At 52.4% G+C, this 25610-nt stretch carries 19 protein-coding genes and 2 pseudogenes; 10 read left to right on the top strand and 11 right to left on the bottom strand.

Going from position 1 to position 25610, the window contains the following annotated elements:
- The 3 genes from BEI65_RS08970 to BEI65_RS08980 all read left to right on the top strand — a co-directional run bounded on the left by BEI65_RS08970 (window position 1) and on the right by BEI65_RS08980 (window position 5172).
- Window positions 1–3156 carry an efflux RND transporter permease subunit gene (locus tag BEI65_RS08970; RefSeq protein ID WP_099063031.1) on the top strand — a complete coding sequence of 1052 codons (3156 nt, stop codon included), beginning with the start codon at window positions 1–3 and terminating at the stop codon, window positions 3154–3156.
- 1 nt (window position 3157) lies between these two features.
- On the top strand, window positions 3158–4612 hold the full coding sequence (locus BEI65_RS08975) for an efflux transporter outer membrane subunit (RefSeq protein WP_099063032.1): 1455 nt from the start codon (window positions 3158–3160) through the stop codon (window positions 4610–4612).
- A 182-nt stretch (window positions 4613–4794) separates the two neighbouring features.
- Window positions 4795–5172 (top strand): DUF1493 family protein, encoded by a 378-nt coding sequence (locus BEI65_RS08980; protein WP_099063033.1) that lies wholly within the window; start codon window positions 4795–4797, stop codon window positions 5170–5172.
- A gap of 86 nt (window positions 5173–5258) precedes the next feature.
- Here BEI65_RS08980 and BEI65_RS08985 read toward each other — a convergent pair whose 3' ends face one another.
- Window positions 5259–5828, bottom strand: coding sequence for a DJ-1/PfpI family protein (locus tag BEI65_RS08985; RefSeq protein WP_085116859.1), 570 nt, complete (start codon window positions 5826–5828; stop codon window positions 5259–5261).
- 212 nt (window positions 5829–6040) lie between these two features.
- On the opposite strand from BEI65_RS08985, the gene BEI65_RS08990 reads away from it, so the two are divergent.
- Window positions 6041–6250, top strand: a complete 210-nt coding sequence (locus BEI65_RS08990; protein WP_232519039.1) for an AMP-binding protein — start codon at window positions 6041–6043, stop codon at window positions 6248–6250.
- Between the two features lie 237 nt (window positions 6251–6487).
- On the opposite strand, the gene BEI65_RS08995 is transcribed toward BEI65_RS08990, so the two are convergent.
- From BEI65_RS08995 to BEI65_RS09025, 7 genes are all read right to left on the bottom strand, one after another.
- The gene (locus tag BEI65_RS08995; RefSeq protein ID WP_099063034.1) at window positions 6488–8191 is read right to left on the bottom strand and encodes a DUF2534 family protein; all 1704 of its coding nucleotides are present in this window, start codon (window positions 8189–8191) and stop codon (window positions 6488–6490) included.
- A gap of 95 nt (window positions 8192–8286) precedes the next feature.
- The gene (gene copC / locus BEI65_RS09000; RefSeq protein ID WP_099063035.1) at window positions 8287–8661 is read right to left on the bottom strand and encodes a copper homeostasis periplasmic binding protein CopC; all 375 of its coding nucleotides are present in this window, start codon (window positions 8659–8661) and stop codon (window positions 8287–8289) included.
- Between the two features lie 102 nt (window positions 8662–8763).
- The gene (locus tag BEI65_RS09005; protein WP_099063036.1) at window positions 8764–9588 is read right to left on the bottom strand and encodes a DJ-1/PfpI family protein; all 825 of its coding nucleotides are present in this window, start codon (window positions 9586–9588) and stop codon (window positions 8764–8766) included.
- A gap of 10 nt (window positions 9589–9598) precedes the next feature.
- Complete coding sequence (locus BEI65_RS09010) at window positions 9599–11713, bottom strand: TonB-dependent siderophore receptor (RefSeq protein ID WP_099063037.1); 2115 nt, start codon at window positions 11711–11713, stop codon at window positions 9599–9601.
- 96 nt (window positions 11714–11809) lie between these two features.
- Complete coding sequence (locus BEI65_RS09015; protein WP_099063038.1) at window positions 11810–13855, bottom strand: TonB-dependent copper receptor; 2046 nt, start codon at window positions 13853–13855, stop codon at window positions 11810–11812.
- A gap of 212 nt (window positions 13856–14067) precedes the next feature.
- Window positions 14068–14559 carry a DUF2946 domain-containing protein gene (locus BEI65_RS09020; protein WP_232519041.1) on the bottom strand — a complete coding sequence of 164 codons (492 nt, stop codon included), beginning with the start codon at window positions 14557–14559 and terminating at the stop codon, window positions 14068–14070.
- A gap of 157 nt (window positions 14560–14716) precedes the next feature.
- Window positions 14717–15622: a LysR substrate-binding domain-containing protein gene (locus BEI65_RS09025; RefSeq protein WP_099063040.1), complete on the bottom strand. Its 906-nt coding sequence runs from the start codon at window positions 15620–15622 to the stop codon at window positions 14717–14719.
- Window positions 15623–15729: 107 nt separating this feature from the next.
- Between BEI65_RS09025 and metC the strand changes: the two genes are divergently transcribed.
- Genes metC through BEI65_RS09045 form a run of 4 tightly spaced genes read left to right on the top strand, consistent with a single transcriptional unit; the run spans window position 15730 to window position 19150 of the window.
- The gene (gene metC / locus BEI65_RS09030) at window positions 15730–16881 is read left to right on the top strand and encodes a cystathionine beta-lyase (protein ID WP_099063041.1); all 1152 of its coding nucleotides are present in this window, start codon (window positions 15730–15732) and stop codon (window positions 16879–16881) included.
- 33 nt (window positions 16882–16914) lie between these two features.
- Window positions 16915–17739, top strand: coding sequence for a transporter substrate-binding domain-containing protein (locus BEI65_RS09035; protein ID WP_099063042.1), 825 nt, complete (start codon window positions 16915–16917; stop codon window positions 17737–17739).
- Complete coding sequence (locus tag BEI65_RS09040) at window positions 17739–18386, top strand: amino acid ABC transporter permease (RefSeq protein WP_099063043.1); 648 nt, start codon at window positions 17739–17741, stop codon at window positions 18384–18386. The genes BEI65_RS09035 and BEI65_RS09040 overlap by 1 nt, the downstream gene beginning before the upstream one ends.
- On the top strand, window positions 18386–19150 hold the full coding sequence (locus BEI65_RS09045) for an amino acid ABC transporter ATP-binding protein (RefSeq protein WP_099063044.1): 765 nt from the start codon (window positions 18386–18388) through the stop codon (window positions 19148–19150). The genes BEI65_RS09040 and BEI65_RS09045 overlap by 1 nt, the downstream gene beginning before the upstream one ends.
- A gap of 91 nt (window positions 19151–19241) precedes the next feature.
- Here the strand turns inward: BEI65_RS09045 and BEI65_RS09050 are convergent, their stop codons facing one another.
- Window positions 19242–19850, bottom strand: coding sequence for a recombinase family protein (locus BEI65_RS09050; RefSeq protein WP_099063045.1), 609 nt, complete (start codon window positions 19848–19850; stop codon window positions 19242–19244).
- 160 nt (window positions 19851–20010) lie between these two features.
- Here BEI65_RS09050 and BEI65_RS09055 point away from each other — a divergent pair, with 160 nt between their 5' ends.
- The gene (locus BEI65_RS09055) at window positions 20011–22995 is read left to right on the top strand and encodes a Tn3 family transposase (protein ID WP_001572336.1); all 2985 of its coding nucleotides are present in this window, start codon (window positions 20011–20013) and stop codon (window positions 22993–22995) included.
- Window positions 22996–23030: 35 nt separating this feature from the next.
- On the opposite strand, the pseudogene BEI65_RS09060 reads toward BEI65_RS09055, so the two are convergent.
- A pseudogene (locus tag BEI65_RS09060) lies at window positions 23031–23492 on the bottom strand (IS5-like element IS5B family transposase); the annotation flags it as partial.
- A gap of 559 nt (window positions 23493–24051) precedes the next feature.
- Here BEI65_RS09060 and lldD point away from each other — a divergent pair.
- Window positions 24052–25230, top strand: a complete 1179-nt coding sequence (gene lldD / locus BEI65_RS09075) for an FMN-dependent L-lactate dehydrogenase LldD (RefSeq protein WP_001572339.1) — start codon at window positions 24052–24054, stop codon at window positions 25228–25230.
- A gap of 163 nt (window positions 25231–25393) precedes the next feature.
- On the opposite strand, the pseudogene BEI65_RS27130 reads toward lldD, so the two are convergent.
- Window positions 25394–25610, bottom strand: a pseudogene (locus BEI65_RS27130) (thioredoxin-like domain protein); the annotation flags it as partial.

Consider the following 25610-nt stretch of genomic DNA (forward strand, 5'->3'; position numbering starts at 1 on the left):
ATGGCGCAGTTCTTTATTCGCCGCCCGGTGTTTGCCTGGGTGATTGCGATCATCATCATGCTGTGCGGCCTGATGTCGATCAATTCGCTGCCCATTTCTCAATATCCGGACGTCTCGCCACCGCAGATTTCCATTTCCGCCACCTATCCAGGGGCCGATGCGGAGACTCTGGAAAACAGCGTCACCCAGGTGATTGAGCAGCAGCTCACCGGTCTGGACGGGCTACTTTATTTCTCGGCGACCAGCAGCTCTGACGGCTCGGTAAGTATCAACGTCACCTTTGATCAGGGCACTGACCCGGACATCGCTCAGGTACAGGTGCAGAACAAGGTACAGCAGGCGGAAAGCCGTTTGCCGACCGAGGTGACGGCCCAAGGGGTGACGGTCAAAAAATCCCAGAGCAGTTTTTTGTTGATCGTCGGGCTGTATGACGAAACCGACAAGGCCAGCATGGCGGACATATCCGACTATCTGGTCAGTAATATTCAGGATCCGCTGTCGCGCATCGACGGTGTCGGTGACGTACAGGTGTTCGGGTCAGAATACGCGATGCGCATCTGGCTGAACCCGACCAAACTGGCGTCCTATTCACTGATGCCGTCCGATGTCGAAACGGCCATTGAGGCGCAAAATACCCAGGTTTCTGCCGGTAAGGTCGGCGATTTGCCGTCCGGAGCCGATCAGCAATTGACCGCCACGGTGAAGGCGCAGTCGCGGCTGCAAACGCCGGAGCAGTTCCGTAATATCATCCTGAAAAGTGACAGCAGCGGAGCCTTAGTGCGTCTGGGGGATGTGGCGCGAGTTGAGCTGGGCAATGAGGATTACTCCTCCAGTGCCCGTTTGAATGGCCATCCGGCATCCGGTATTGCGGTCAAGCTGGCCGCCGGGGCCAATGCGCTGAATACCGCAAAACTGGTCAAGGCCAAGGTGGCGGAATACCAAACCTCGATGCCAAACGGATACAAGGTGGCCTATCCGAAAGACAGCACCGACTTTATTAATATCTCGATCGAAGAAGTGGTGAAAACGCTGGTCGAGGCGGTGGTGTTGGTGGTGATCGTGATGTTTGTGTTCCTGCAGAATTTGCGTACCACGCTGATCCCGACCATTACCGTGCCGGTGGTGCTGTTGGGGACCTTTGGCGTACTCGCTGCCTTCGGCTATTCGATCAATACCCTGACGCTATTTGGCATGGTGCTGGCGATCGGGTTGTTGGTGGATGATGCCATCGTGGTGGTGGAGAACGTCGAACGTGTGATGCGGGAAGAGAAACTGCCACCGCGCGAGGCGACGGAAAAGTCGATGAAGGAGATCACCGGCGCACTGGTGGGCATTGCCATGGTGCTGTCGGCGGTCTTTCTGCCGATGGCGTTCTTCGGCGGTTCCACCGGGGTGATCTACCGCCAGTTCTCGGTGACTATCGTCGCTTCTATGGTGCTGTCGGTGATCCTGGCGTTGACGCTGGCACCGGCGCTGTGTGCCACTTTGCTGAAACCCGCACATGGGGAACTGACCAACAAAGGCCTGTTGGGCAAATTTAACCGTGGTTATAACCGCCTGCAGGAGAAGTATGCCGACAAGGTCGGCCGGGTGATCCACAGCCCGATGCGCTATCTGTTGCTGTACGGCCTGTTGCTGATTGCCGCCGCCGTGATGTACATGCGGCTGCCGACCGGCTTCTTGCCCAATGAAGATCAGGGCGTGGTGATGGTGCAGTACACGCTGCCGGCCGGGGCGACCAATGCCCGTACCTCTGCGGTCAGCGACGAGGTGAAGGATTACTTCCTCAACGACGAGAAGGCCAACGTCAGCACTATCTTCACCATTAACGGTTTTGGTTTCAGTGGCAGCGGACAAAACGCCGGTATGGCCTTCGTCAGTCTGAAAGACTGGAGTCTGCGCGCCGGCAGTGCCAATACCGCCGATGCGATTGCCAAACGTGCGATGGCGCACTTTGCCAAGATCCGCGACGCCCAGGTGTTCTCGATGAGCCCACCGGCGATTGATGGCTTTGGTCAATCCGATGGTTTCACCTTTGAACTGCAGGCCAAGGGGGCGACCACCCGCGCGCAATTGCAGGTGATGCGTGACCAGATTATCGCGGCGGCGGGGAAAAATTCGAGCCTGAGTGCGGTGCGGGCCAATACCTTACCGGATACCCCGCAACTGCAAGTGGAGATCGACAATGACAAACTGCAGGCGTTGGGGCTGAGTGCCAGCGACGTCAGCAGTACTCTCACCAGCGCCTTCGGCAGCACCTACATCAACGACTTTATTGACCGTAACCGGGTGAAAAAAGTCTATATGCAGGGTGATGTGGAATACCGTTCAAAGCCGGAAGATCTCGATAAATGGTTTGTGCGAGGGACCTCCAGTACCGACACTACCAGCATGACACCGTTCTCGGCCTTTGCCTCTTCCCACTGGATCTACGGGCCGGAAAACTTGTCACGCTACAACGGTCTGTCATCGTTTGAGATCACCGGTGAGGGCGCAGCCGGTGCCAGTTCCGGTACGGCGATGGATGAGATGGAAAAACTGGCGGCGAAATACTCCTCCGCCAGCAGCTTCTCCTGGAGCGGGCTGTCTTATCAGGAGCGCTTGACCAGCGGGCAGGCAGCCTCGCTGTATGCCATTTCACTGGTGGTGGTGTTCCTGTGCCTGGCCGCGCTGTATGAGAGCTGGTCAATTCCGTTTGCGGTGATGATGGTGGTGCCGATGGGCGTGGTCGGCTCGCTGTTGGCTATCACCCTGCGCGGACTGGAAAACGATATTTACTTCCAGGTGGCGCTGTTAACCATCATCGGCCTGTCGGCCAAGAACGCCATCCTGATCGTTGAATTCGCCGAAGAGAAATACCAGCGGGGCGAAACGCTGATCGCCGCGGCGGTCGAGGCTTCCCGCATGCGGTTACGGCCGATTCTGATGACCTCGCTGGCGTTTACCGCCGGTGTGTTACCCCTGGCGGTGTCCAGCGGCGCCGGAGCCAACAGCCGTATCGCCATCGGCACCGGGATTATTGGCGGCACCATCACGGCAACGATACTGGCGATCTTCTTTGTTCCTTTGTTCTACGTCTTGGTACGCCGGATGTTTTCACGCAAAACCGCCGCCGCCAAACCGACAGAAAATACGGCGCCACAGGCAGGAGAATAATGTGCTGCAACGTTTAATTACTCTGACATTTCCGTTATTGCTGACGGGATGTCTCTCGCTGGATCCGGACTATCAGCGCCCACAGGCACCGGTACCTTCCACGTTGCCACAGGGCGCCGCTTATGCTGCCCCCTCCGGTAAGTTGTCATTGAGTTACCCTGATATTCCCTGGCACGACTATGTGGTCGATGCCAAACTGCGGCAGGTGGTCGAGATGGGGCTGAGCAGCAGCCGTGACCTGCGGGAGGCCATTGCCAATATTGAATCGGCAAGAGCGCTCTATGGCGAGCAGCGTTCCGATCTGTTCCCCACCATTAACGCCGGTGTGGACGGCAGTCGTGGCCGGGCACTGACCGGCAATGGCAACGCCACGGCGATCAGCCAGAGTTACGAAGCCACGGCTGGCACCAGCGCGTTTGAGCTGGACTTGTTCGGCAAGAACCGCAGCCTGTCGCGCTCGACCTTTGAAACCTATCTGGCCGAGTCGGAGGCGGCAAAAAGCACCCGCCTGACGCTGATCGCCGATATCGTGACCGATTGGGTAAACGTAGCGGCTGAACGCAGCAATCTGGCCGCCGCCAAAGGCACCATGGACAGCGCCAAATTGTCGCTGGACGTGACGCGCAAAAATCAGCAAAACGGCATTTTGTCGATGGTCGATGTGGCTTCGGCGGACACGGTATATCAGCAGGCGCGTTCGGACGTAGCCAGCTACACCACCAGTGTGGCGCAGGCGAAAAACGCGCTGGATCTGGTGGTGGGGCAAGGCGTGCCGGAGAGCCTGTTACCCACGGATATCGCGGCGCTGTCCGGTATCATGAAAGACCTGCCGGCAAATGTATCCTCGCAGGTGCTGCTGAACCGGCCGGACGTGCTGGAAGCCGAACATAACCTGAAGGCAGCCAACGCCAACATCGGTTCCGCCCGTGCAGCGTTCTTCCCGTCGATCAGCCTGACCGCCAGCGGTGGCATAGGCAGCGGGGAACTGTCATCGCTGTTCAGCAAGGGGGCTGGCGTCTGGTCGTTTGCGCCGAGCATCAGTTTGCCGATCTTCACCGGCGGCTATAACACTGCCCAGTTGAACTACACCAAGGCGCAGAAAGACCTTTACGTTGCCACCTACGAGAAAGCGGTGCAAACGGCGTTTCAGGAAACCGCCGACGCATTGGCGCGCAAGGGGACTATTCAGGAACAGCTCTCTGCGCAAACCGACTATGTGGCGGCCTCGCAGGAGTATTACCGTCTGGCGGAACTGCGTTATCGCCATGGGGTGGATACCTATCTGGTGATGCTGGACGCGCAACGCACGCTGTATACCGCTCGGCAGTCGTTGATTACCACCCAACAAACCGAGTATCAAAACCTGATTACGCTGTATAAGGTGCTGGGTGGCGGTATTACGGCGGAGAAGCAGGGCGATGGCGTTATTGCCAATAATAGTTCCCTGACCCAATAAAATTGACCACGAGTAATCATCTTATTACGCAGGGTGGTGACAACACTCTGCGTATTTTTATATTCATTCTGTGGTGAAATTGTAAAGAAAAGGAAAATAGCCACCGGTGGCAGAACTCGCCACCTGAAGCAGGGTCTGAATGTTATCGCATCATTCCCGCGGCCAAATACATTGAGGTTGAAATGGATAGTGATATTCAGCAACAGGTTATTTCGGTGGTTGATAAGTATAATGTGCCTGGTCTCCTTAAAAAGGGGATAGACGTAACGCTTGAAACAGAAATAAACAAAGAGCTAAATCTGTCTTTACCCAGCTCGGAGACGCTGATGCGCGTCTACTTCGATCTCTTCCGAATTGACAGCAGTAATTACAATCATGAACTGTATTTCCGTCAGGAGTCAAAGTCGACGTTATTATTTTCATCTTCAAACCGACGTGGAAATTACTGGGATCTTGAGATGGAAAGGATCCGACCGCTGTATGTTTATATGCTGGTGCGATCTGCACGCGCCAGGCGTTGGCTCTATGACATCCATTTTCTGATTGAACAATTAAAGTAAAACTGGGTTGTTGGCGGAATAATTAACCCATGGCCAGACAAAGTAAAATATTGGCCCGCAGCTTGATTGCGGGCCTTTTAATGGCGTTATTCAGCCAGCAGCTCGGCAAATTTCGCCAGCCATTGCGGGTGTGCCGGCCACGCAGGAGCCGTTACCAGATTGCCATCGACGTGGGCCTGATCGATACCGATGTCGGCAAAGTGCCCACCAGCCAATTGTACTTCGGGGGCGCAGGCCGGGTAGGCGCTGCAGGTTCTGCCTTTCAATATACCGGCGGCGGCCAGCAGCTGTGGACCGTGACAGACGGCGGCGATCGGTTTGCGTGCCGCGTCAAAGGCCTGCACCAGCTTGATGACCTGCGGGTTGAGGCGCAGATACTCGGGCGCTCTGCCGCCGGGGATCAACAGGGCGTCATAGTTTTCTTCTTTTGCTGCCGCAAAGTCTGCGTTGAGGGTAAAGCGGTGGCCGGGTTTCTCGCTGTAGGTCTGCGCACCATCAAAATCATGGATGGCGGTCATGATGTAGTCACCTTTGACCTTATCAGGGCACACCGCATCCACCTGGTGGCCAATCATTTGCAACGCCTGGAACGGCACCATGGTTTCATAGTCTTCGGCATAATCGCCGACCAACATCAGGATCTTTTTCTTGCTCATCAGGGGCTCTCCGGAGGGGGAATGATCCCTAACATATAGTCGATCGGGCGGTGGAACGCGAACCTGTACGCTGGTATGACCTGGTCTATACTTTTCATTGCCGTGGCTTTTTCGCCTCAGGCTGTTCAGGGAGAGCAACCTCAGCGAGGTAGCGCAGTATCTCAGTCGATGACTCACCGGGCTTGCCCGGTCTCTGCTTTCGAGAAAAACCCATGCTAAATCTGGCTACATTGCTTGAAGAGAGTGCGCGTTCATTTCCGGATCGTCTGGCGTTGGTGCAGGAGGAGACTCACTTTAACTACGCCACGCTGAATCAACGGGCCAACCAGGTCGCCAACCTGCTGATTGCCCGGGGAGTACAACCGGGCGAAAGGGTGGCGTTGGCCTGCCCCAATATTTGGGAGTTTCCGGCTATCTATTAGGGGTCCGCTTGGAAAACGGAAAATATCCAACGCTTAGGCAGCTTTCGCGGCAGTTTGGTATCAGTAAGGTTCAAGGGCAATCGTGGGAAAAATCTCAGCAAGTGAATTACAGCCTGAAATATTGATATCTTGCAGGCTGCCAGATGTGTTTTTCACAACGTTGGGTCTCCATACCCTCTGCAGTCATACTCTCTGTCTCAGACCCCTTCTTCGGACAAAGTCAGAGAGAATGTTTTATCAAACTGTACTTTTTTCCTCCTCGCCCAAAAACCAGTACCACAGCGGAATAGAGAGCAGCCCGGTAAATACGGATGAATAAACCATAATCATAAAAATCTGAGTTACAAGCATTTCAGCTGACCAGTGCGTCAGGGGTATATGGTATTCATCAATTGCTCCCCCAATCATCGCCTTAGTCATGATCGCCAGAATAACCAGTAGCACGACGGCGACAGCCGTTATGAATTTTTGGGTTTTTCTTGTTCGCAGGGAAACGTCTGTTCCTTCAGTAGCTAAGCGGGCATCTCTGCCATGACGTTTCCAGCGCAAAATATCAATAAGCAAAAAAGCCAACAGGCTGATGCCCATAACAGGAAGTGCATAGCCTAAGCTCAGAGCTAACACAGCCGTGATTAACTTACCTGCAACAGGCAATGCCAGCCAGGCAGTAAGCAACGTTTGTGCGGAGTGAGTTTCAGCGACCTTCGGACGACGTATCCACCACATGCGATATCCCAGTACAATCATCACACATAGCCCCAGGCCAAACGCAGCCAGTATCAGCTGGTTAGGCAGGCCGAACAGCACTCCCATATGCGCATCGACGCCCCAGCGGGTCAGTTTGGCAACCAGCGGGAATTTATCGAACCAGACGTGGTCGACAATGCTGAAGTTATTAGGGTTGACTGAAACTGAGTCAACCTGGCTCGGCCAGCTACGATCCACTTCCGTCACTGTCCAGGCTTTATCGACTGCTTTAGGCTGGCGCAGCTCAATTTTCGATGCGCTGATCCCGGCTGACCTGGCTGCATTTAGTACGCTATCCCAGTCAGCATTTGGGCGGTTTATCGTAGCTGTCTTGAGCGGGGATAAGGCCATCACAGGCATTGTCATGCCGGACATATCCATGCCGTCCATCGCCCCTTTATGTTCGGCATGGGGATCTGCTGTCTTGTCTGGGGCAGTGCCACTCAGCACGGTACTCACCTGTGGAGTCAGCCAGTCGAAGTCGCTACGCATTTTATCAATATTATTTCCAGCCCACTGGGACCATGTCAGGCCGGTAACCGAAAAGAAAACCAGCCCGGCGGCCAGAACAAGCCCCAGAGTCACATGCCAGTGACGGGTGACGGCTAATTTGCCACTGACCTTTTTTGCCTTGCGACGGGGACGCGTGCTGAACCACAGCATCACGCCACCCAGTGCAGCGATCCAGAGCCAGGAAGCCGCGAGTTCGCTGTAGTTACGGCCCACATCGCCAAGCAGCAATCCCCTGTGCAGTTGATCCAGCCACATTCTTAATGGCAGGACACCTGATGTACCGTAAACCGTCATATCGCCCTTCACCTGAAGGGTATAAGGGTCGATAAAAACTGAGCGGGATTCAGAAGGGCCAAGATTAGGATCGGCGAATTGCACCCGCGTTGTGTCTGATGCGCCGGGAGCAGGACGCACGGCATAAACTTTCATCAGATCGCCAGCGTAAAGGCGCGCGGCGTTGATTTGTTCAGACAGCGGTTTCACGCTTCCCTGTGGTTGAACAGAGAGTGCATCCGCGTACAGGACGTTTTCAATTTGCGGCGTGAGGACGTAAATCGTACCTGTCAGTGCCGCAACGAAAATAAACGGGGCCACAAACAGGCCGATGTAAAAATGCAGGCGGCGTAAGAGATTTACAACCGCGCCACGTGATGACGGGTGGTTTACAGTAATAGATGACATTGTCATTCCAGTCTTTTCAGTAGATGTTCATACGCAGTCTGCTGCATTCCAGGCAGTAACCCGGGCATTCAGTTGTTGACCGCCCGGGATCAGGCTTATTTAAGCGTAAAGTTGTAACTGCCTTTGGTTTTGTGCCCATCGACAGAGAGTACATGCCAGTCAACCTGATAGCTGCCAGACTTCAGAGGAGCAGTCAGCGGTACATTGACCACTTTGCTGTCAGCACTGTCGACGGTAAATTTACCGGTATTAATCATGCTGCCATCAGCCCCCATTAGCATGACACCGCTGAATTTTGGTTCCACACCCTCGGTAAAACTGAGTGTCAGCATTTTGGGTGACTCATTGATCGCGGCTTTATCCGCAGGGGTTGCGCTGGCGAGATGTGCATGAGCAAACGCCTGCTGAGAAACGACAAGTACAGCCAGAACGGCGGTTGCGACAATGGCCTTTTTCAGACGCTGTAACATATGATTTATCCTTACATTGAAAATTTCCTGACGAAATTGCCAGGTCCGTGGTTCAACACTTTACGCTGATGCGGGTTTGCCCTGTTTAATTCTGTGGCCCGATCAGCTGTGCAGGTTTGAACTTGCTGCAAGTGCATCGGCTTTCCTGCTGAAATCCGCGACAAGTTCGATCATGGCCTTTTTTACATCGGCCGGCGCAGTCTTCATCGACCCTGCATTAAAGGGCGGATGGGGATCATACTCGCCCATCAACTGAGCGCATTCGGCATAAACCTTATCGCGCATTTCGGCCACCATCATCAGGCCGAAATCCAGCCCTGCCGTTACGCCTGCTCCCGTAATGCGGTTACGATCGCGAACCACGCGCTCATCGGTAGGAATCGCACCAAAACCGGCCAGTGCATCACGGCAGCACCAGTGTGACGTCGCTTTATAGCCTTTCAGCAGGCCTGCCGCGCCGAGGATTAACGAACCAGAGCAGACGCTGGTCACGTATTTCGCACGCGCACCGCGGTCAGCGAAGAACGCCAGCGTCTGTTCATCTGACGCTGCTGCAAGCGTGCCGTCAGTGCCGCCGGGTGCAAACAGCACCGTCAAATCTTTCGGGCAGGTTTCAAAGGTGGCGGTAGGGACCACAATCAATCCGGCATCACTGGTCACCGGCTCCAGAGTTTTCGCCACAATATGAATTTTTGCCCCCATCATAGAGCCAAACATGCAGTGTGGCCCGATGAGATCCATGACCGTCATGCCGTCATAAACCAGCATGGCAATCTCTTCATTACCCATCCAGTGAACCTTATCCATATCGCGCCCCATATCGGGCATTGTATGGTCGGGCATGCTGCTATCAGCGGCGCGTGCATTGAATGTCAGGCTTGCCGCCAGTGCGCCGAGTATCAGGCTACGACGATCGATATCAATCATATTTTTTTCCTCAAAAATGGGCGGACAGAGAGAGATAAACGGAACGTGGCTGAACCGGGATCACTACCGGTAAACCCAGATATTCATAGCTGTCATAAGCTTTAGCACCGGTCAGATTGACGGCGGATAACGTGACGGTATAGCGGTCATAGTCGTACGAGGTTTGTGCATCAACCATCGCATAACCCGGTACGGATACGGTATTCGGAAGGGTGAGTTCACGTGAACTCACTGCTGTTAAACCAGCACCGAATCCCAACCCTTTAGCAACGCCATCCTGAATTCGATAACGCGCGGTAATGCGGCCGCTGTGACGCGGTACGCGTGGTAAGCCATTGCCGGGTTGAATACTGTTATCCTCAGTGACTTCCGCCTGGGTGTAAGCATAATTGGCGAGAATGGAAAAGGCCGGTGTGGGCTCCCATGTCATATCCAGCTCCACGCCACGCGCCCGCTGTTCCCCTGTCTGTACCGTATAGCCGTAGAGCGCAAGCTCCTGATTGGGATCGGCAGTCGCCACATTGCGGCGCGTCTGCTGAAACAGCGCGAGCGTTCCGGTTAGACCCCAGTCCTTCTGATTGAGCTTTAACCCCATTTCGTAGTTGCGTGACGTCTCGGGCACAGGCTTATCCATACCCACAAAGTTAAACGCTCCCCGAAAACCGGTGGAATAGGCGGTATAAGCGGCAAGACTGTCCGTCAGATCATAGGTCAGACCAATACGATGTGTTATTCGATGCGATGTGATATCAACATCCTGTTCGGCCTGACGTAAACTTAGCTGGGTAAGACGGAGCGATCCCAGTACATGAAAGCGTCCCCAGCTTGCCTGGTCCTGTAAATAACCGGCGAGGGTCTGGTAGCGGTTAGTCTGCGTGACCAGCGTTTCAGGTGTTGAACCATATGACAGGTTGTAGTCGGGGTGTGCCAGGTCCAGTACCCCGATCGGGACTGCGCCGGACACTGCCGAGCTGAAGTTCGTGTAGTCATAGCTGACACCCGCCATCATTTCATGGCTGCCGCCCAGCGCATCAATCGTGGTAGCGAGGTTGGTGTCGAAGGTGCTTTCGGTAACATGCGATGGCAGGTAAAGCGCAGAAACCGAATATACGGTGGGCTGCGAGGCATCCGGTGAATCGGTAATGAAGCTGCCGTAATCGCTTACTTTACTGTCAAAATAGCGCCCCGTTACATTCAGGGTTGTGTCATCATTAAACCAGTGTTTAAGTGCCAGCGTACTGACCTGGTTTTCAATGGACGTCCTGGGCTGCCCGTGGGTTGCCCCGGGGTATGCATGGCGGTCGATATCACCGTTGATCGCCAGTGCCGCGGGCAATCCTGAGTACTCAATCTGACTGCGCCGGTTATACTGCCCGGTAAAAATCAACTCGGTTTGCGGTGAAAGTTCGAATGACACGCTGGGTTGCAGGAACCAGTTGCGGCTCTTAACGTTATCAATCCAGCTGTTACTTTTTTCGTACGAACCTGAAACTCGTGCAGCGACCCTTTCACCCAACGGCACGTTCACATCAGCCCAGGGATTGACGGTGAAATAGCTTCCTGTGCGGATGCCGACCCTGCCTTCAGTTGCCGCTTCAGGCCGTTTAGATACCACATTGATCAGCCCGCCTAACGGGGCACCAATACCCCCACCATACAGTGCGGAAGTCGGTCCCTTCAGCACTTCGATACGCTCTGCACCCGTCAGGCTGGAAGGATCAATACTTGCTGCGGTACCCCCAAATGCCGGTAAACCGTCAAGGTAGATTTCAGCCGGAAACCCGCGCACTAATGGCTGCGCGAATAACACTTCATCCTGCCGGATTGGCCGCACGCCCGAAACATTAACCAGCACATCGCTGAGGTTTTGACTGTTTTGTTCATCCATGACTTTACGGTTAATCACCTGCACCGACTGCGGGATCTCAGATATTGGTGTGTTGGTGCGGGTGGCAGATACAGAGTTTTCCTCTGCATAACTGCCTGGATGGCCTGTTACCGTTATAGTGTCCGGTGCTGAATTTGTGATATCTGCAGTCGTGCCCGTTGCCCAGACAGATCCTGCAAAACAACTGCTGATTGCAATTGCCAGCTGGCAGCGGCTATTTATTCTGTACTGACTCATTTGCTTATCCCATCCCATAAACGCATTTTCCGACCGGCTGATGACTACGTGAAGTACACAGTGAGAATCACGCGCGCTCAGGCCGGCGAATACTGATCAAAACTTCACGTTGGCCCTGGCCCACCAGGTGCGCCCCGGTTCATTCACCGGCGTGTTGGCGGAGTAGCCAAACGTACTGTTACCGGCCAGGTTGAGATGCTCGCTGTAAGTCGTGTTGAACAGGTTATCAACGCCGCTGCTGAGCTTTACATTTTGGGTTATTTTGTAAGCCAGGTTGGCCGAAACGATGGCGAACCCCGCACTTTTCTCAAAGTCTTTGCCAACCACGTTACCTTCGTTTTCCGCGATACGATTCTGGCTGCTCACCAGACGCACCAGGCCACCGCTGCTCCAGTTGCCGGATTCCCAGTTCAGTCCCAACCGCGCCTCAAGCGGCGGAATTTGTGGCAATGCCTGATGGTCTGAACTGTTTTCGGCCCATGACCAGGCCAGGCTGGTATCGGTTTTCCAGTGATCGCTGAGCTGGTAGCTGAAGCCCGTCTCACCGCCCATGATATTGGCATCCACGTTGTCAGCTTCACTGACATAGGCGTCGTTTGGATCGTAACGGAACAGGATGTAGTCATTTACGCGCCCAAAGTAAGCGGAAACCCAGCCGGTAAAACGTTCACCGCTGTACTGTGCGCCGATATCCAGCTGCGTGGTTTTTTCCGTCTTAACGTGATCAAACGCGCTCGCACTGCCGCCAGGGCCATAAGTAGGAGAGAACAGCTCCCAGTAATCCGGGAAACGTTCGGTATATCCGACACCGGCATACAGCATCAATGGCATTGTGTTTAGGGTGTGTTCGACGCGAATAAATCCTGCAGGCAACGTATCACTGCGGCTGCCAGCTCCGGTATCGGAGTAGTTATCGACAAGGGCCCTGTCCAGGCGTGCGCCGCCAATCACCTTGCTTTTAGTGGTAGCGTACCAGGTCAGCTCGCTGAAAACGCCGTAGTCATGAAAGCGCGCATCTTTTACCCAACCGCTGTCATCTTTGCTTCGGTGAGTATTGGTCTGCAAATCCGCGCCGCTCTGGAGCTGAAATTCCTGCCACAGCCAGGTCCCCATCATGCGGCCGCCTACCGTACGGCGATCCAGTTGCATGGCCATTGATGATGAATCGGACATATTCATGGATGACCCCATACCCATCCCGGAACTCATGCCGCCCATTGACGAACTGCCGGGCGATCGCAGCAAGTAGTTATCCATAATGTGGTTGGCATAGTTGTAGTAGGCACTGGCCTCGAACTTATCGAACACCTCGCCAATGTTTGATTTCTCAAAACGCATGCCTAGGCTTTCACGCTTAAACTGCGAGCCATCCATGCTGCGACCGGCGTAACGCGCTTCACCGTCGCCTTTACCGGCGCTCAGTTCGAGCAGCGTGTCTGTATCGGGCGTCCAGCCAACTGCAATATCGGTATTCCACTTGTCCCATTTCGATGCCACGCGATCGCCATTGCCATCTTTATAATCACCGGAACGGGATTTATTACCCGTCAGGCGGATATATCCATCCTCGCTGCCAAGGCTGACGTCTGCATTCTCATCAAAGCGGCTGTTCGATGCTGCCAGCACGCTGACGCTGCCTGTTATCCCGGACTTATCAAATTGCGGCGGCTCGCGGTCAAAACGAAGGGTTCCTGCTGAATTTCCCGGACCCCACAGCACGGTTTCGGGGCCTTTTACCAGGGTCAGCACATCAAAACTTTCTGGTGAAATGTAGGAGCTTGGTGCATCCATACGTGCAGGGCAGGCACCCAGCATCTCGCTGTTATTGGTCAAAATCCGCAGGCGGGAGCCAAACATGCCGCGAAAAACGGGATCGCCATTGGTTCCGCCATTACGGATCTGCGAAAACCCCGGAATAGTTTTCAGATAATCTGAACCGTCACTGGCCGGAACGGGCTGACGTGGCGTTTTCAGGTTGGTGACGAGCGTCAGAGGTGACACCCCGGGGGCAGTGACCGTCATTACAGGCTGATCCTGCACGGCTTCAGCTTGAAGAGAACCTTTATTTTCAGTTGCCACAACATTGCAGCTCACTACCAGTGATGCGCCTAAAAGGGACAGGCGTGATACGCGACGTTCCATTCTTCGTTCCTGACGAAATAAATAAAAAATTCCCGGCAACATCAGGTTGCAGAGTCATTAATTATTTGTGCCTGCGCAAAAATTTACGATAGTGATATGTAGTATTGATTTATTTAAGGCGTAACAGACTCTGCGCAGAGCACATTTAAAATTTCAATTGCTTTACTTCAAAATAAATCGAAATAAGCATTCAGTTTTACTTGAAATGAAGATTAAAACGCAGGAGGAGCTCTCGGTTGAGATCTGCCGGGAAAGAAAGTGACAGGTGTTGCTGGGGAAATAAGTGATGGAGAGGCACGGGAACTCAATAGCAGGAGAGAAATGAGTGGGATTAAAACCCAGGCCAGCACGGGGAAATGCGCCAGAAGCTGGCAGTAACCGCAGGCAAAATCGTCCATCATGCCCATGCCATCGTTCATAACATGCGTAGCGATTTTTGAAGTACTTTGACCGGCCTGATCAGCCATGACATGGTGACCTGCGGTAGCCATCGGGTGATCCATGGCATGATCCATCGGCATCATCCCCATATCCATCTCATCCATCGCTTCAGTTGACGTCTCTGTCATTACCTCACTGTCAGACTGCATGCGCCGGTGTTCAAGAGTTTTTGAAACCTCTGGAGCGATAAACAGCATCAGGATTGCCATCAGGGCAATCAGTGCTGGTATCCGGCGTTGAGACAGGCGATACAGTGTGAGCAAGTCAGGCATTCCAGTATATGGACGTCAGGTTGGTGGCAAGTTTAACTATTTTTTGTAGGAATGTTAAAAGATTATTTAGAGAAACACCCTGTTTATGCATCAAAACGGCATTGTATGATTATAAACGACTTATACATAAATACATTCCATAGGTAAGCTACATTCTCTCCCGCATCGCCCTTAAATCTTTATCCAGCTGGATACGCAACGTCCGCATAAATTCTTTGGCGTTTTCAGACAAAGGTTTTCCTGGTCTGAAAATTAATAAACCAGAGAAATTAACCGGGCTACTGAATGGTCTGATGACCAGGTCCTGATGCATAAAGTCAAAGGCAACGATTGGGTTCACCAACCCCACACCAATTCCCTGGCGGGCCATTTCACAGATACTCAGTGAATAAGGCGTTTCCACCCGTACCGCAAGAGGGATATTCAGGTGATGCATCAGGCTGTCCAACTGCTGTCGGCTGGTGTCTTCTGGACTGAGCGCGAGAAAATCCACTTCAGCCAGATCATGCGGATGAATGATGTTATGACGGGAAAGCGGATGTAATTTTGACATTACGACCACACCTTCAGCACGAAAAAACGGAGAGTGCTCAAGACCCGAGGTCGGTATTTCATCGGCCATCAGGCCAAAATCGACCTGGCCGGACATGACCTGCTGGTAGACATCCCTTGAGCTAAGTACCTTTAGTGAAATTTGAATATTGCGCTTCGCAATATCGAAGCTGGCAATTGCTCTTGGCAAAAAGAGATTGCCCAGAGCGGGGTAGGCGGCAATGGTCAGTCTGCCCAGCCCCAGTTCGCTGAGCGATCTCAGCCGGTGAGCAATGGCTTCCATGCCGATAAAATGCTCATCAACATCCACCATTAATGCACTCGCTTCCTGCGTGGGATGAAGGCGTCCGCGAACTCTCGCGAAGAGCTTCAGCCCGGCGTTATCTTCCAGTTTTCGAATCGCCTGGCTCACCGCCGGCTGGGAAATCTCCAGCTTCTCTGCTGCGCGACTGGTGCTGCCGGTCAACATCACGGCGCGGAATATCTCAATTTCACGGTACATAGCCACCTTATAATCTGTGCTTATAGAGCAAATAAATATAAGTATTGTTGTAATCCTAACCCGCCGTAGAATCGAATGTAAGCACCAACACCAGTGGAAATTACAAAATGCAATTTAAAGACCCAGCTAATCAATTGTTTGCCAGTCTTTCACCTGCCGTATGGCGAGCTTCGACCGTGGTTTTTGATAACTTTGAGGATTTCATTAATCGTAAATCCCGCCAGCCTGATGGTTACAGCTACGGAATCACCGGTACGCCGACATCCAGACAGCTGGAGCGGCGTGTGGCTGAGCTGGAAAATGCCAGACATTGCGTCGTTTTGCCATCAGGCCAGGCGGCGCTGATGACGGCGGTGATGGCGTTTGTTCGGGGTGGAGACCATTTACTGATTTCCGACTCCTGTTACGGCGCACTAAAAACCTTTGCCCGTAACTGGCTGAGTCAGATGGGAGTTGAGGTGGAGTTTTATCCGCCCACTATCGACGCGGGCATTGAAGCACTGATCCGTCCGAACACCCGAATGATTTGTCTGGAAGCGCCGGGCACAGTAACCATGGAAATGCAGGATGTGGCAGCCATTGTCGCGGCGGCAAAAAAATATGGTGTGAAAACCATGATGGATAATACCTGGGCCAGCCCACTGTATTATCGTCCGTTGGATCAGGGGATTGACCTTTCAATCGAAGCGGCGACGAAGATGTTTGGCGGTCACTCCGATCTGTTAATGGGAACGATCAGCCTCAATGACGCCGATGATTATGCAATCCTGCGTGAAACCCAGAGCATTATGGGGCAAAACACCAGTCCGGAAGATTGTTTCCTGGTGCTTCGTGGGCTTGATACGTTTGCCCTACGTCTCCAGCATCAGAGTGCAAGCACCCGCAAAGTCGCCGCCTGGCTGGCAGAGCAGCCGCAAATTGAACAGGTTCTGTTCCCGGTACTGGAAAGCGATCCGGGCCATGCCATCTGGAAGCAACAGTTCAGTGGTAACGGCTGCCTCTTCTCATTCATTTTCAAACCGGCTGCTGAAGGTGCAATTAGCGCATTCTTCAATGCCTTACAGCATTTTCCGATTGGTGCCAGCTGGGGCGGTACGCACAGTCTGATTGCCTACTATCCGGCAAGTCAGCAGCAGGCCAGGGCCTTTACTCCTACCCAGGACGCTATTATTCGCATCTCCATCGGTCTTGAAGATGCGGATTTACTGATTGCCGATTTGCAGCAGGCGCTTGAAGCCTGGCAGCAGTCGGCAGGTTAGTTTTTCACACCATAAGACGACAAGGGTATAACAATGAAAACGCAACTCCGCTTTATGTCTCTGGCACTGGGTGCAGTTCTCTCTCTGAGCGCGATGAGTGCCAGTGCTGCGGACAATACGCTGGCCGAACTGCGCGCTAAGGGTGATATTCGTATTGCCAACACGCAGGCAAGTCCGCCGTGGAGCTTCATTAACGATCAGAACCAGCCGGATGGTTACGACGTGGCAATGGCAAAGGAGATTGCGAAACGTATTGGTATTCCTCACATTACCTTTGTGGCAGATACCTTTAAAAATTTTGTGGAAGGGTTGAAAACCGGTAAGTACGATCTGGTGATGAATGACCTCACTCCTACTGCAGTGCGTGAGGAGCAGGTGGATTTTTCCGCACCTTATGGGGTGGAAGAGTTCCGTATCTTTGTGCTTGATAGCAATAAAGATATTCATGAACAGTCTGACCTGGACGGTAAAAAAGTCGGCGCAACCACCGGGACTACAAATGAATCCTGGTCGTTAGAACATCTTAAGCAATCCAAAGTTTTGGGGTATGAAAACGGTGGTCTGGTATTTAACGACCTGGCAACCGGCCGTATAGATGTGGTTATCTCATCATTCTTTGGTGGCGAGAAGTACCGCAAAGCCAATAATCTGCCAATTAAGGCGGTTGGTCAGCCGCTGACTTTCCAGCTTTCAGCCGCCGCGATGCCCAAAGGTCACAGCAGCCTGAAAGACGCGATTGATAAAGCGATTCAGGAGATGATTGCCGATGGTACCGTCATGAAATTATCTCAGAAGTATATCGGCCCGGATTATCAGATGACGGCAGATATCGAGAAAGCCAAAGCTGAGGTTAAGTGATGTATGAACTTTTTCTGCGCTCCTTACCGCTTTTAAAGCAAGCGATTGTGATGACGCTGGGACTGGGCATCAGTGCCTTTATCCTGGGTAGCGTGCTTGGGATGGGAGTTGCGCTAATGCGTAACTCCACGCTCAGAGTATTGCGTATTCTGGCTTTCACCTACGTTTCGATTTTCCGTGGCACGCCGTTACTGGTGCAGATCCTGCTCATCTATTTCGGGCTGCCGAGATTGGGTATCACCATGGATCCGGTTCCGGCTGCACTGACATCCCTGACCCTCTTCTCAGCGTCTTACCTGAGCGAGAATTTTCGTTCTGGTATCAATAGCGTGGATAAAGGGCAATGGGAAGCCTGCATGTCGATGGGTATGGGCTACTGGACCAGTCTGAAACGCATCATCCTGCCACAGGCATTCCGTATCGCCTTGCCACCGCTGGGCAGCCGTCTAATTGCGCTGATGAAGGATACTTCACTGGCCTCTACCGTTACGGTGATGGAGTTGACCCGCGTGGCTGAGCAGATAGGTGCGACCACCTTCCGCTATATGGAAATGTTTCTCATGGTGGGTTTTATCTACTGGATGATTAATCAGGTTCTGACCATTTTCCAAACCTGGCTGGAAGGCCGCCTGACGAGGCATATGTGATGAGCAGTGAAATAATCAAAGTCGCGGTCAGCGCTCTGGCAAAAGCATTCGACGATCAGGTGGTATTGAAACAGGTCGATCTGCAGGTTAAGGCAGGAGAAGTCGTGGTGGTGTTAGGGCCATCAGGTTCCGGTAAAACTACACTATTACGATCGCTGAACTTCCTGGAACAGCCTGACAGTGGCACGCTGGAAATCTGCGGGCACCGCATCGCCATTCAGGCGGGAACCGCACTGACACGTACAGATCGACACGAGATTACGCAGCTGCGCCAGAAAACAGCGATGGTCTTTCAGTCTTTTAATTTATTCCCGCACAAAACGGCGCTGGAAAATGTGATTGAGGGGCTTATCAGCGTTAAAAAGGTCAATAAAAATCTGGCTCGTGAGCGTGGTATGGCGCTGCTAAAACAGGTCGGTCTTTCTGAGAAAGCGACAAGCTATCCGACAAAACTCTCCGGTGGACAAAAGCAACGAGTGGCCATTGCCCGCGGCCTGTCAATGGATCCTGAGGTGATTTTCTTTGATGAACCGACTTCGGCACTTGATCCTGAACTCCGGGATGAAGTCCTGACTGTCATGCGTGATCTTGCTCGTGCAGGAATGACAATGATCGTCGTCACTCACGAACTGCGTTTTGCACGCGAAGTGGCTGACCGGGTCATCTTTATGGAGGGTGGGGTCATTCAGGCTAACGAACCACCGGAGATTTTCTTCAGTGAAAACAGTAGCGCACGTATTAAGCAATTTCTTTGCCTCTACTGAAATTTCTGGTCAGGGATGACCAGATGTTTTCGAGTAATAATGTGCTTCATTGATCAAATTGCTTTTTGGAAAAGGAATGCCAGTTACAGGATCAAATTGAACCTGAAGAGGGATTCTCAGGCGCTGAATGTGCAGCTTTCACCCTGAGGATGGTTTGCCTCGTTGTACCAAACTCGCGTGCAATAGCGCTAATACTTGTTCCGGCTTCAATACGTAAAATAACAGTCAGTTGCTGTTCTTCGTTCAGTATGGAAGGACGACCAAACCGCTTTCCTGCGGCTCTTGCCCTCGCAATACCTGAGTGCGTGCGTTCAAGTAGCAGATCCCTCTCAAATTCTGCTACAGCTGAAATAACCTGCATGGTCATTCTCCCGGCTGCGCTTGTCAGATCAACACCTCCGAGCGCCAGACAGTGAACACGAATATCTGACGCAGCCAGTTGCTCAACTGTTTTTCTTATATCCATGGCATTACGCCCAAGACGGTCCAGCTTGGTGACAATCATCACATCACCATTTTCCATGCGATCAAGCAGCCGGATAAATCCGGGGCGTTCGCTGGCAGCAACCGAGCCACTGATATGTTCCTCAATTATTCGCTGGGGTCTGACAGCAAAACCGGCAGTTTCGATTTCTCTGCGCTGGTTCTCTGTGGTTTGCTCCAGAGTTGAAACCCGGCAGTAAGCAAAAACCCGTGACATAGTGCAAATTTCCGTACGAAATGGATGTACGAATTATAATGCATGTACGAAATTAATTTCACTCACTTTCGGACACATTGTCCGATCGGTGTACGAAACCGACCGGTTTCGGTCAGTGTGAAGTGATAACTCAAATCAACTATATGCAGAGGAAGCATCTATGCCACGGAGACAAATACTCAGTAGTGAAGAAAAAGAACGCTTGCTGGTTGTGCCGGATGATGACGTTCTTCTGACGCGCATGTGTTTTCTGAATGAACATGATATTGCACTCATTAATAAACACCGACGGCCAGCAAATCGCCTGGGCTTTGCTGTATTACTCTGTTATCTGCGCGGACCTGGATTTATTCCGGACAAAAGTAATATCCCTCACAGTGGCGTCATATCCAGAATCGCTTCCCGGCTGAAGCTTCAACCTGATCTATGGCCGGAATATGCCTCAAGAGAGCAAACTCGCTGGGAACATCTGACTGAACTTTATCGCTACTTGAAATTATCTCCGTTCAGTCGGTCACTGCAAAAAGACTGTATCCGGCATCTTCACCCCTATGCCATGCGTACTGACAAAGGATTTATACTTGCGGAAGAAATGCTCAGCTGGCTACATAACAATAATGTTATTTTCCCTTCTGTTGATGTGATAGAACGGACGCTTGCCGAAGTCGTCACGCTCGCTGACAGAGCCGTATTTTCGGCACTTACTGCGCAACTGGAAAAGCAGCATGAATCAGCACTCGACAGCCTGCTCATATCAGAGGGTGAACAACCTTCCCGTCTGGCATGGCTACTTCAACCTCCCGGTAAAATAAACGGTAAAAATGTGCTGCAACATATCGATCGGCTTAATTCCATCGCTGCGCTGGAATTGCCTGGTGGTATTGCGCTTTCCGTTCACCAGAACAGGTTACTTAAACTGGCGCGTGAGGGCCGGAAAATGAGCAGCAGAGATCTGGCAAAATTCACCGATGTCAGACGTTACGCTACGCTGGTTTGTGTCATTCAGGAAGCGCGGGCCACACTGACCGATGAGGTTATCGAACTGCACGAACGTATTATGAGTACGCTGTTCAGCCAGGCAAAACGTACACAGGCCGAGAGGCTTCAGCTGACGGGGAAACTCATCCAGAGCAAGTTGAAACAATATGTTACTGTCGGTCAGGCACTGCTGCATGCCAGAGAATCCGGTGAAGATCCCTGGGCAGCGATAGAAGATGTCCTTCCCTGGCAGGAGTTCGCCAACAGCCTGGAAGAAACACAGTTTCTCTCCCGTAAGGGCAATTTCGACCCGCTTCACCTCATCACCGAAAAATACAGTACGCTGCGTAAATACGCCCCGCGTATGCTGTCAGCATTGCAGTTCATCGCAACACCTGCTGCGCAGACGCTCAGCGATGCGCTGGACACCATCAGGGAAATGTACCGTAAACAACTTCGTAAAGTCCCGCCCGCAGCGCCAACAGGGTTTATCCCTGAAAGCTGGCGAAAACTGGTACTCACGCCTTCAGGAATCGACCGCAAGTACTACGAGTTTTGCGTACTGAATGAGCTCAAGGGGGCGTTACGCTCAGGTGATATTTGGGTAAAAGGATCGCGCCGCTACAGAAATTTTGATGATTATCTCATCCCGGCTGCTGAGTTTGAGAAATCCCGACATAATGACCAGTTACAATTGGCCGTTCAGACCGATTGCCAGGCTTATCTTCAGGCCCGTATGACGCTTCTTGCATCGCGTCTGGAAGAAGTTAACGCGATGGCTCTTGCCGGTGATTTGCCCGATGTTGATATCTCAGATAAAGGCGTAAAAATCACTCCGCTGGAGAACAGCGTTCCTTCGGGTATTTCCCCCTTTGCCGATTTGGTTTATGGCATGCTTCCTCATCCGAAAATTACCGAGATACTGGAAGAAGTGGACAGCTGGACAGGGTTTACGCATCACTTCGCGCACCTCAAAAATAATAACGTCAGACCAAAAGACGGAAGACTGTTGTTGACCACAATTCTGGCCGACGGCATTAATCTGGGGCTGACAAAAATGGCGGAGTCCTGCCCGGGGGCAACAAAATCGTCACTCGAAGGTATTCAGGCATGGTACATAAGAGATGAAACCTATTCAGCGGCACTGGCCGAGCTGGTCAACGCTCAGAAAGCGCGACCTCTGGCTGCATTCTGGGGCGACGGTACAACATCGTCGTCAGACGGGCAAAACTTTCGGGTAGGCAGTCACGGGCGTTATGCGGGTCAGGTCAATCTTAAGTATGGTCAGGAGCCAGGCGTGCAGATTTATACGCATATCTCAGACCAATATAGCCCGTTCTACGCCAAAGTGATCAGCCGGGTGCGCGACTCAACCCACGTGCTTGATGGTCTGCTGTACAATGAAAGCGATCTGGAAATTACCGAGCATTACACCGATACCGCAGGTTTCACTGAACATGTTTTCGCTCTGATGCACCTGCTGGGGTTCGCTTTTGCGCCGAGGATCCGGGATCTTCATGACAAGCGGCTGTTTATTCATGGAAAGGCAGATCGCTATCCGGGGCTTCAGTCCGTCATATCAACAACCAGCCTGAATATCAAAGACATTGAGGCGCACTGGGATGAGGTATTGCGTCTGGCAACCTCGATTAAGCAGGGGACAGTCACCGCATCGCTGATGATGAAAAAGTTAGCCAGTTACCCAAAACAGAATGGGCTTGCCAAAGCGCTGAGAGAGATTGGCCGCATCGAGCGGACACTGTTTATGCTGGATTGGTTCCGAGATCCCGGTCTGCGCCGACGCGTACAGGCGGGGCTGAATAAGGGTGAGGCCCGTAATGCCCTTGCGCGAGCGGTTTTTATGCACCGTCTGGGTGAGATAAGGGATCGTGGGCTGGAGAATCAAAGTTACCGCGCCAGCGGGCTGACGTTACTGACAGCGGCGATCATGTTGTGGAACACGGTATATATAGAAAGAGCCATTGAGTCACTGAAACGAAAAGGTATCCCGATAAATGAGCAACTGGTATCTCATCTTTCTCCTCTGGGCTGGGAACATATCAATCTGAGTGGTGATTACGTCTGGCGTAACAATCTTAAGCTGGGGTCCGGGAAATATCGGCCATTACGCACAGTCGATACCGAATTGTACAAAAAGCAGTCTTAGAGTGGGATAATTTCCGTTTTCCAAGCGGACCCCTTCTTGGTCGAGCTGGGTGCCTCAATGATGGTGGCATCGACCAAGGTGCCTTGAGTCATCATGACGCCTGCTTCGGCCAGCCAGCGATTGATGGTCTTGAACAATTGGCGGGCCAGTTGATGCTGCTCCAGCAGGTGGCGGAAATTCATGATGGTGGTGCGGTCCGGCAAGGCGCTATCCAGGGATAACCGGGCAAACAGACGCATGGAGGCGATTTCGTACAGAGCATCTTCCATCGCGCCATCGCTCAGGTTGTACCAATGCTGCATGCAGTGAATGCGTAGCATGGTTTCCAGCGGATAAGGTCGCCGGCCATTACCAGCCTTGGGGTAAAACGGCTCGATGACTTCCACCATGTTTTGCCATGGCAGAATCTGCTCCATGCGGGACAAGAAAATCTCTTTTCTGGTCTGACGGCGCTTACTGCTGAATTCACTGTCGGCGAAGGTAAGTTGATGACTCATGATGAACCCTGTTCCATGGCTCCAGATGACAAACATGATCTCATATCAGGGACTTGTTCGCACCTTCCCTAGGTCAAGCTTCATCAGGTAAAATAATCGAAAAAAAACAAGCGCTTTTCCGCCATCCACAGCAACACATGCGCAACGACTTTTTCAATCATATCGATGACAACGCTCTCGGTGATTCCCATCTGCTCCATTTCTTCTCGACTGAGATGATTTTCTTTAACTGAAGTCCTGACGTTAAAAATACCCACTATACTTGGGGGGCTGGTTTGTTTGTTCCTTTTTGGCGATTGACCACATCGCACAATCCGGGCTGAGTACCTTCAAAGTTATCTACTTTCCGCGCAGTTATTTATCAAATATTGCTGTCAGAGAATGAACACATTTTCAGCAGAAATACTTCATCAGAAAAATCACCAGCGTTTAAAAAACAGGTTATTCCCTTTCTGCATGACCGGGATTCTAAAATTTCATTTCCCCCCTCATTTCATTGGACCTATAGTCTATCTGCCTACAGAACATAAATTTAGTTAAGATCTATAAGGAAAGAAAAATGATCGTTTCAGCTCCCGCCGATTATCGTGAGGCCGCCCGTCATCGCCTTCCTCGATTTCTGTTTGATTATATTGATGGCGGCGCAGTAGCAGAAAATACCATGCACGCGAACTCAACTGAACTCGCCTCAATTGCGCTGCGTCAGCGGGTGCTTTGTGGTGTTGGCGACCCGACGCTGACGACTAATATCCTTGGAACGTCATGGGCAATGCCGGTCGCGCTGGGTCCTGTAGGAGCCACTGGCATGTACGCACGGCGCGGCGAAGTCAAAGCGGCGCGAGCCGCAACCGACGCCGGCATCCCTTATACCCTTTCCACGGTATCGGTATGCCCGATAGAAGAAGTTGCGCAGCATGCCTCCGGAGAGCTCTGGTCACAGCTGTACGTGCTTAAAGATCGCGGTTACATGCGCAATGCTCTCGAACGCTCGTGGGCCGCAGGGATGAAAACGCTGGTTTTCACCGTCGATATGCCCATCCCCGGCTCGCGCTATCGCGATAATCGCTCGGGTATGTCCGGACCGTGCGCCACTCTGAGACAATATCTGCAGGCCTGTACCCACCCCCGTTGGGCCATAGACGTTGGGCTGGCTGGCAGACCCCTGTCGTTTGGCAACATTGAAACCTACACCGGACACAAGATGACGATGGACGACTATATGGGGTTTATAAGCAATAACTTCGACCCCTCCATTGCATGGCACGATTTGGAGTGGATACGCGACAGCTGGAAAGGGAAGCTGATTATCAAGGGTATCCTTGACCCTGAAGATGCAAAGAATGCCGTCCGTCTGGGCGCTGATGGCATTGTGGTTTCTAATCACGGGGGCAGGCAGCTTGATGGCGCAATTCCAACGGCCAGGGCGCTACCTCGGGTGGTAGATGCCATCGGCGATGATCTCACGGTTCTGGTCGATTCAGGAGTGCGTTCCGGGGTGGACGTTATCCGGATGCTTGCCCTTGGCGCAAAAGGGGTACTGCTGGGACGTTCATATATTTATGCGCTGGCGACGGCAGGAGAAGCTGGTGTCGCACACCTGCTGCGCCTGTATGCTGAAGATATGAAGGTAACGATGACTCTGACGGGCGCAGCATCACCGGCGGATATTCACGCTGACTGCCTCGACCGTTTAGAGAAAGATATGGCGCAGCTAGCCAGGACGCATTCTGGACAATAGAACCATGAGACCAGACCCACGCTATGCTTACACGGGTCTGGTCGCCCACTAAAAAGTTTACTGGAGTTCAGCGAGAATTTTTATCGGGAAAAACGCAGCCGATGAAAGAGTGCACTGAGCTATCCAATACCACCATGACAGGCGTCACCGTCACTCCCAGTCGCTAGTGTAGAGCGGATTTTTTAATCACCAGATTTTTACATTTTTCTGAGCTATCTTTGCCTGCCAAAAAACCAGCCATTGCGTTCTGCAGGCTTTTCTGACGATCGTTGGCGCACCACACCCGCTCCGAATCCTTGATGGATGGCGGCCCCACCGTCAGAAATGACATTGTCAGGCCGGCACCAGTATATGTTTGACGTGGCTTTGTTGAATAAATC

The sequence above is a fragment of the Serratia sp. BW106 genome, assembly GCF_002607755.1.
Taxonomy (GTDB): domain Bacteria; phylum Pseudomonadota; class Gammaproteobacteria; order Enterobacterales; family Enterobacteriaceae; genus Serratia; species Serratia proteamaculans.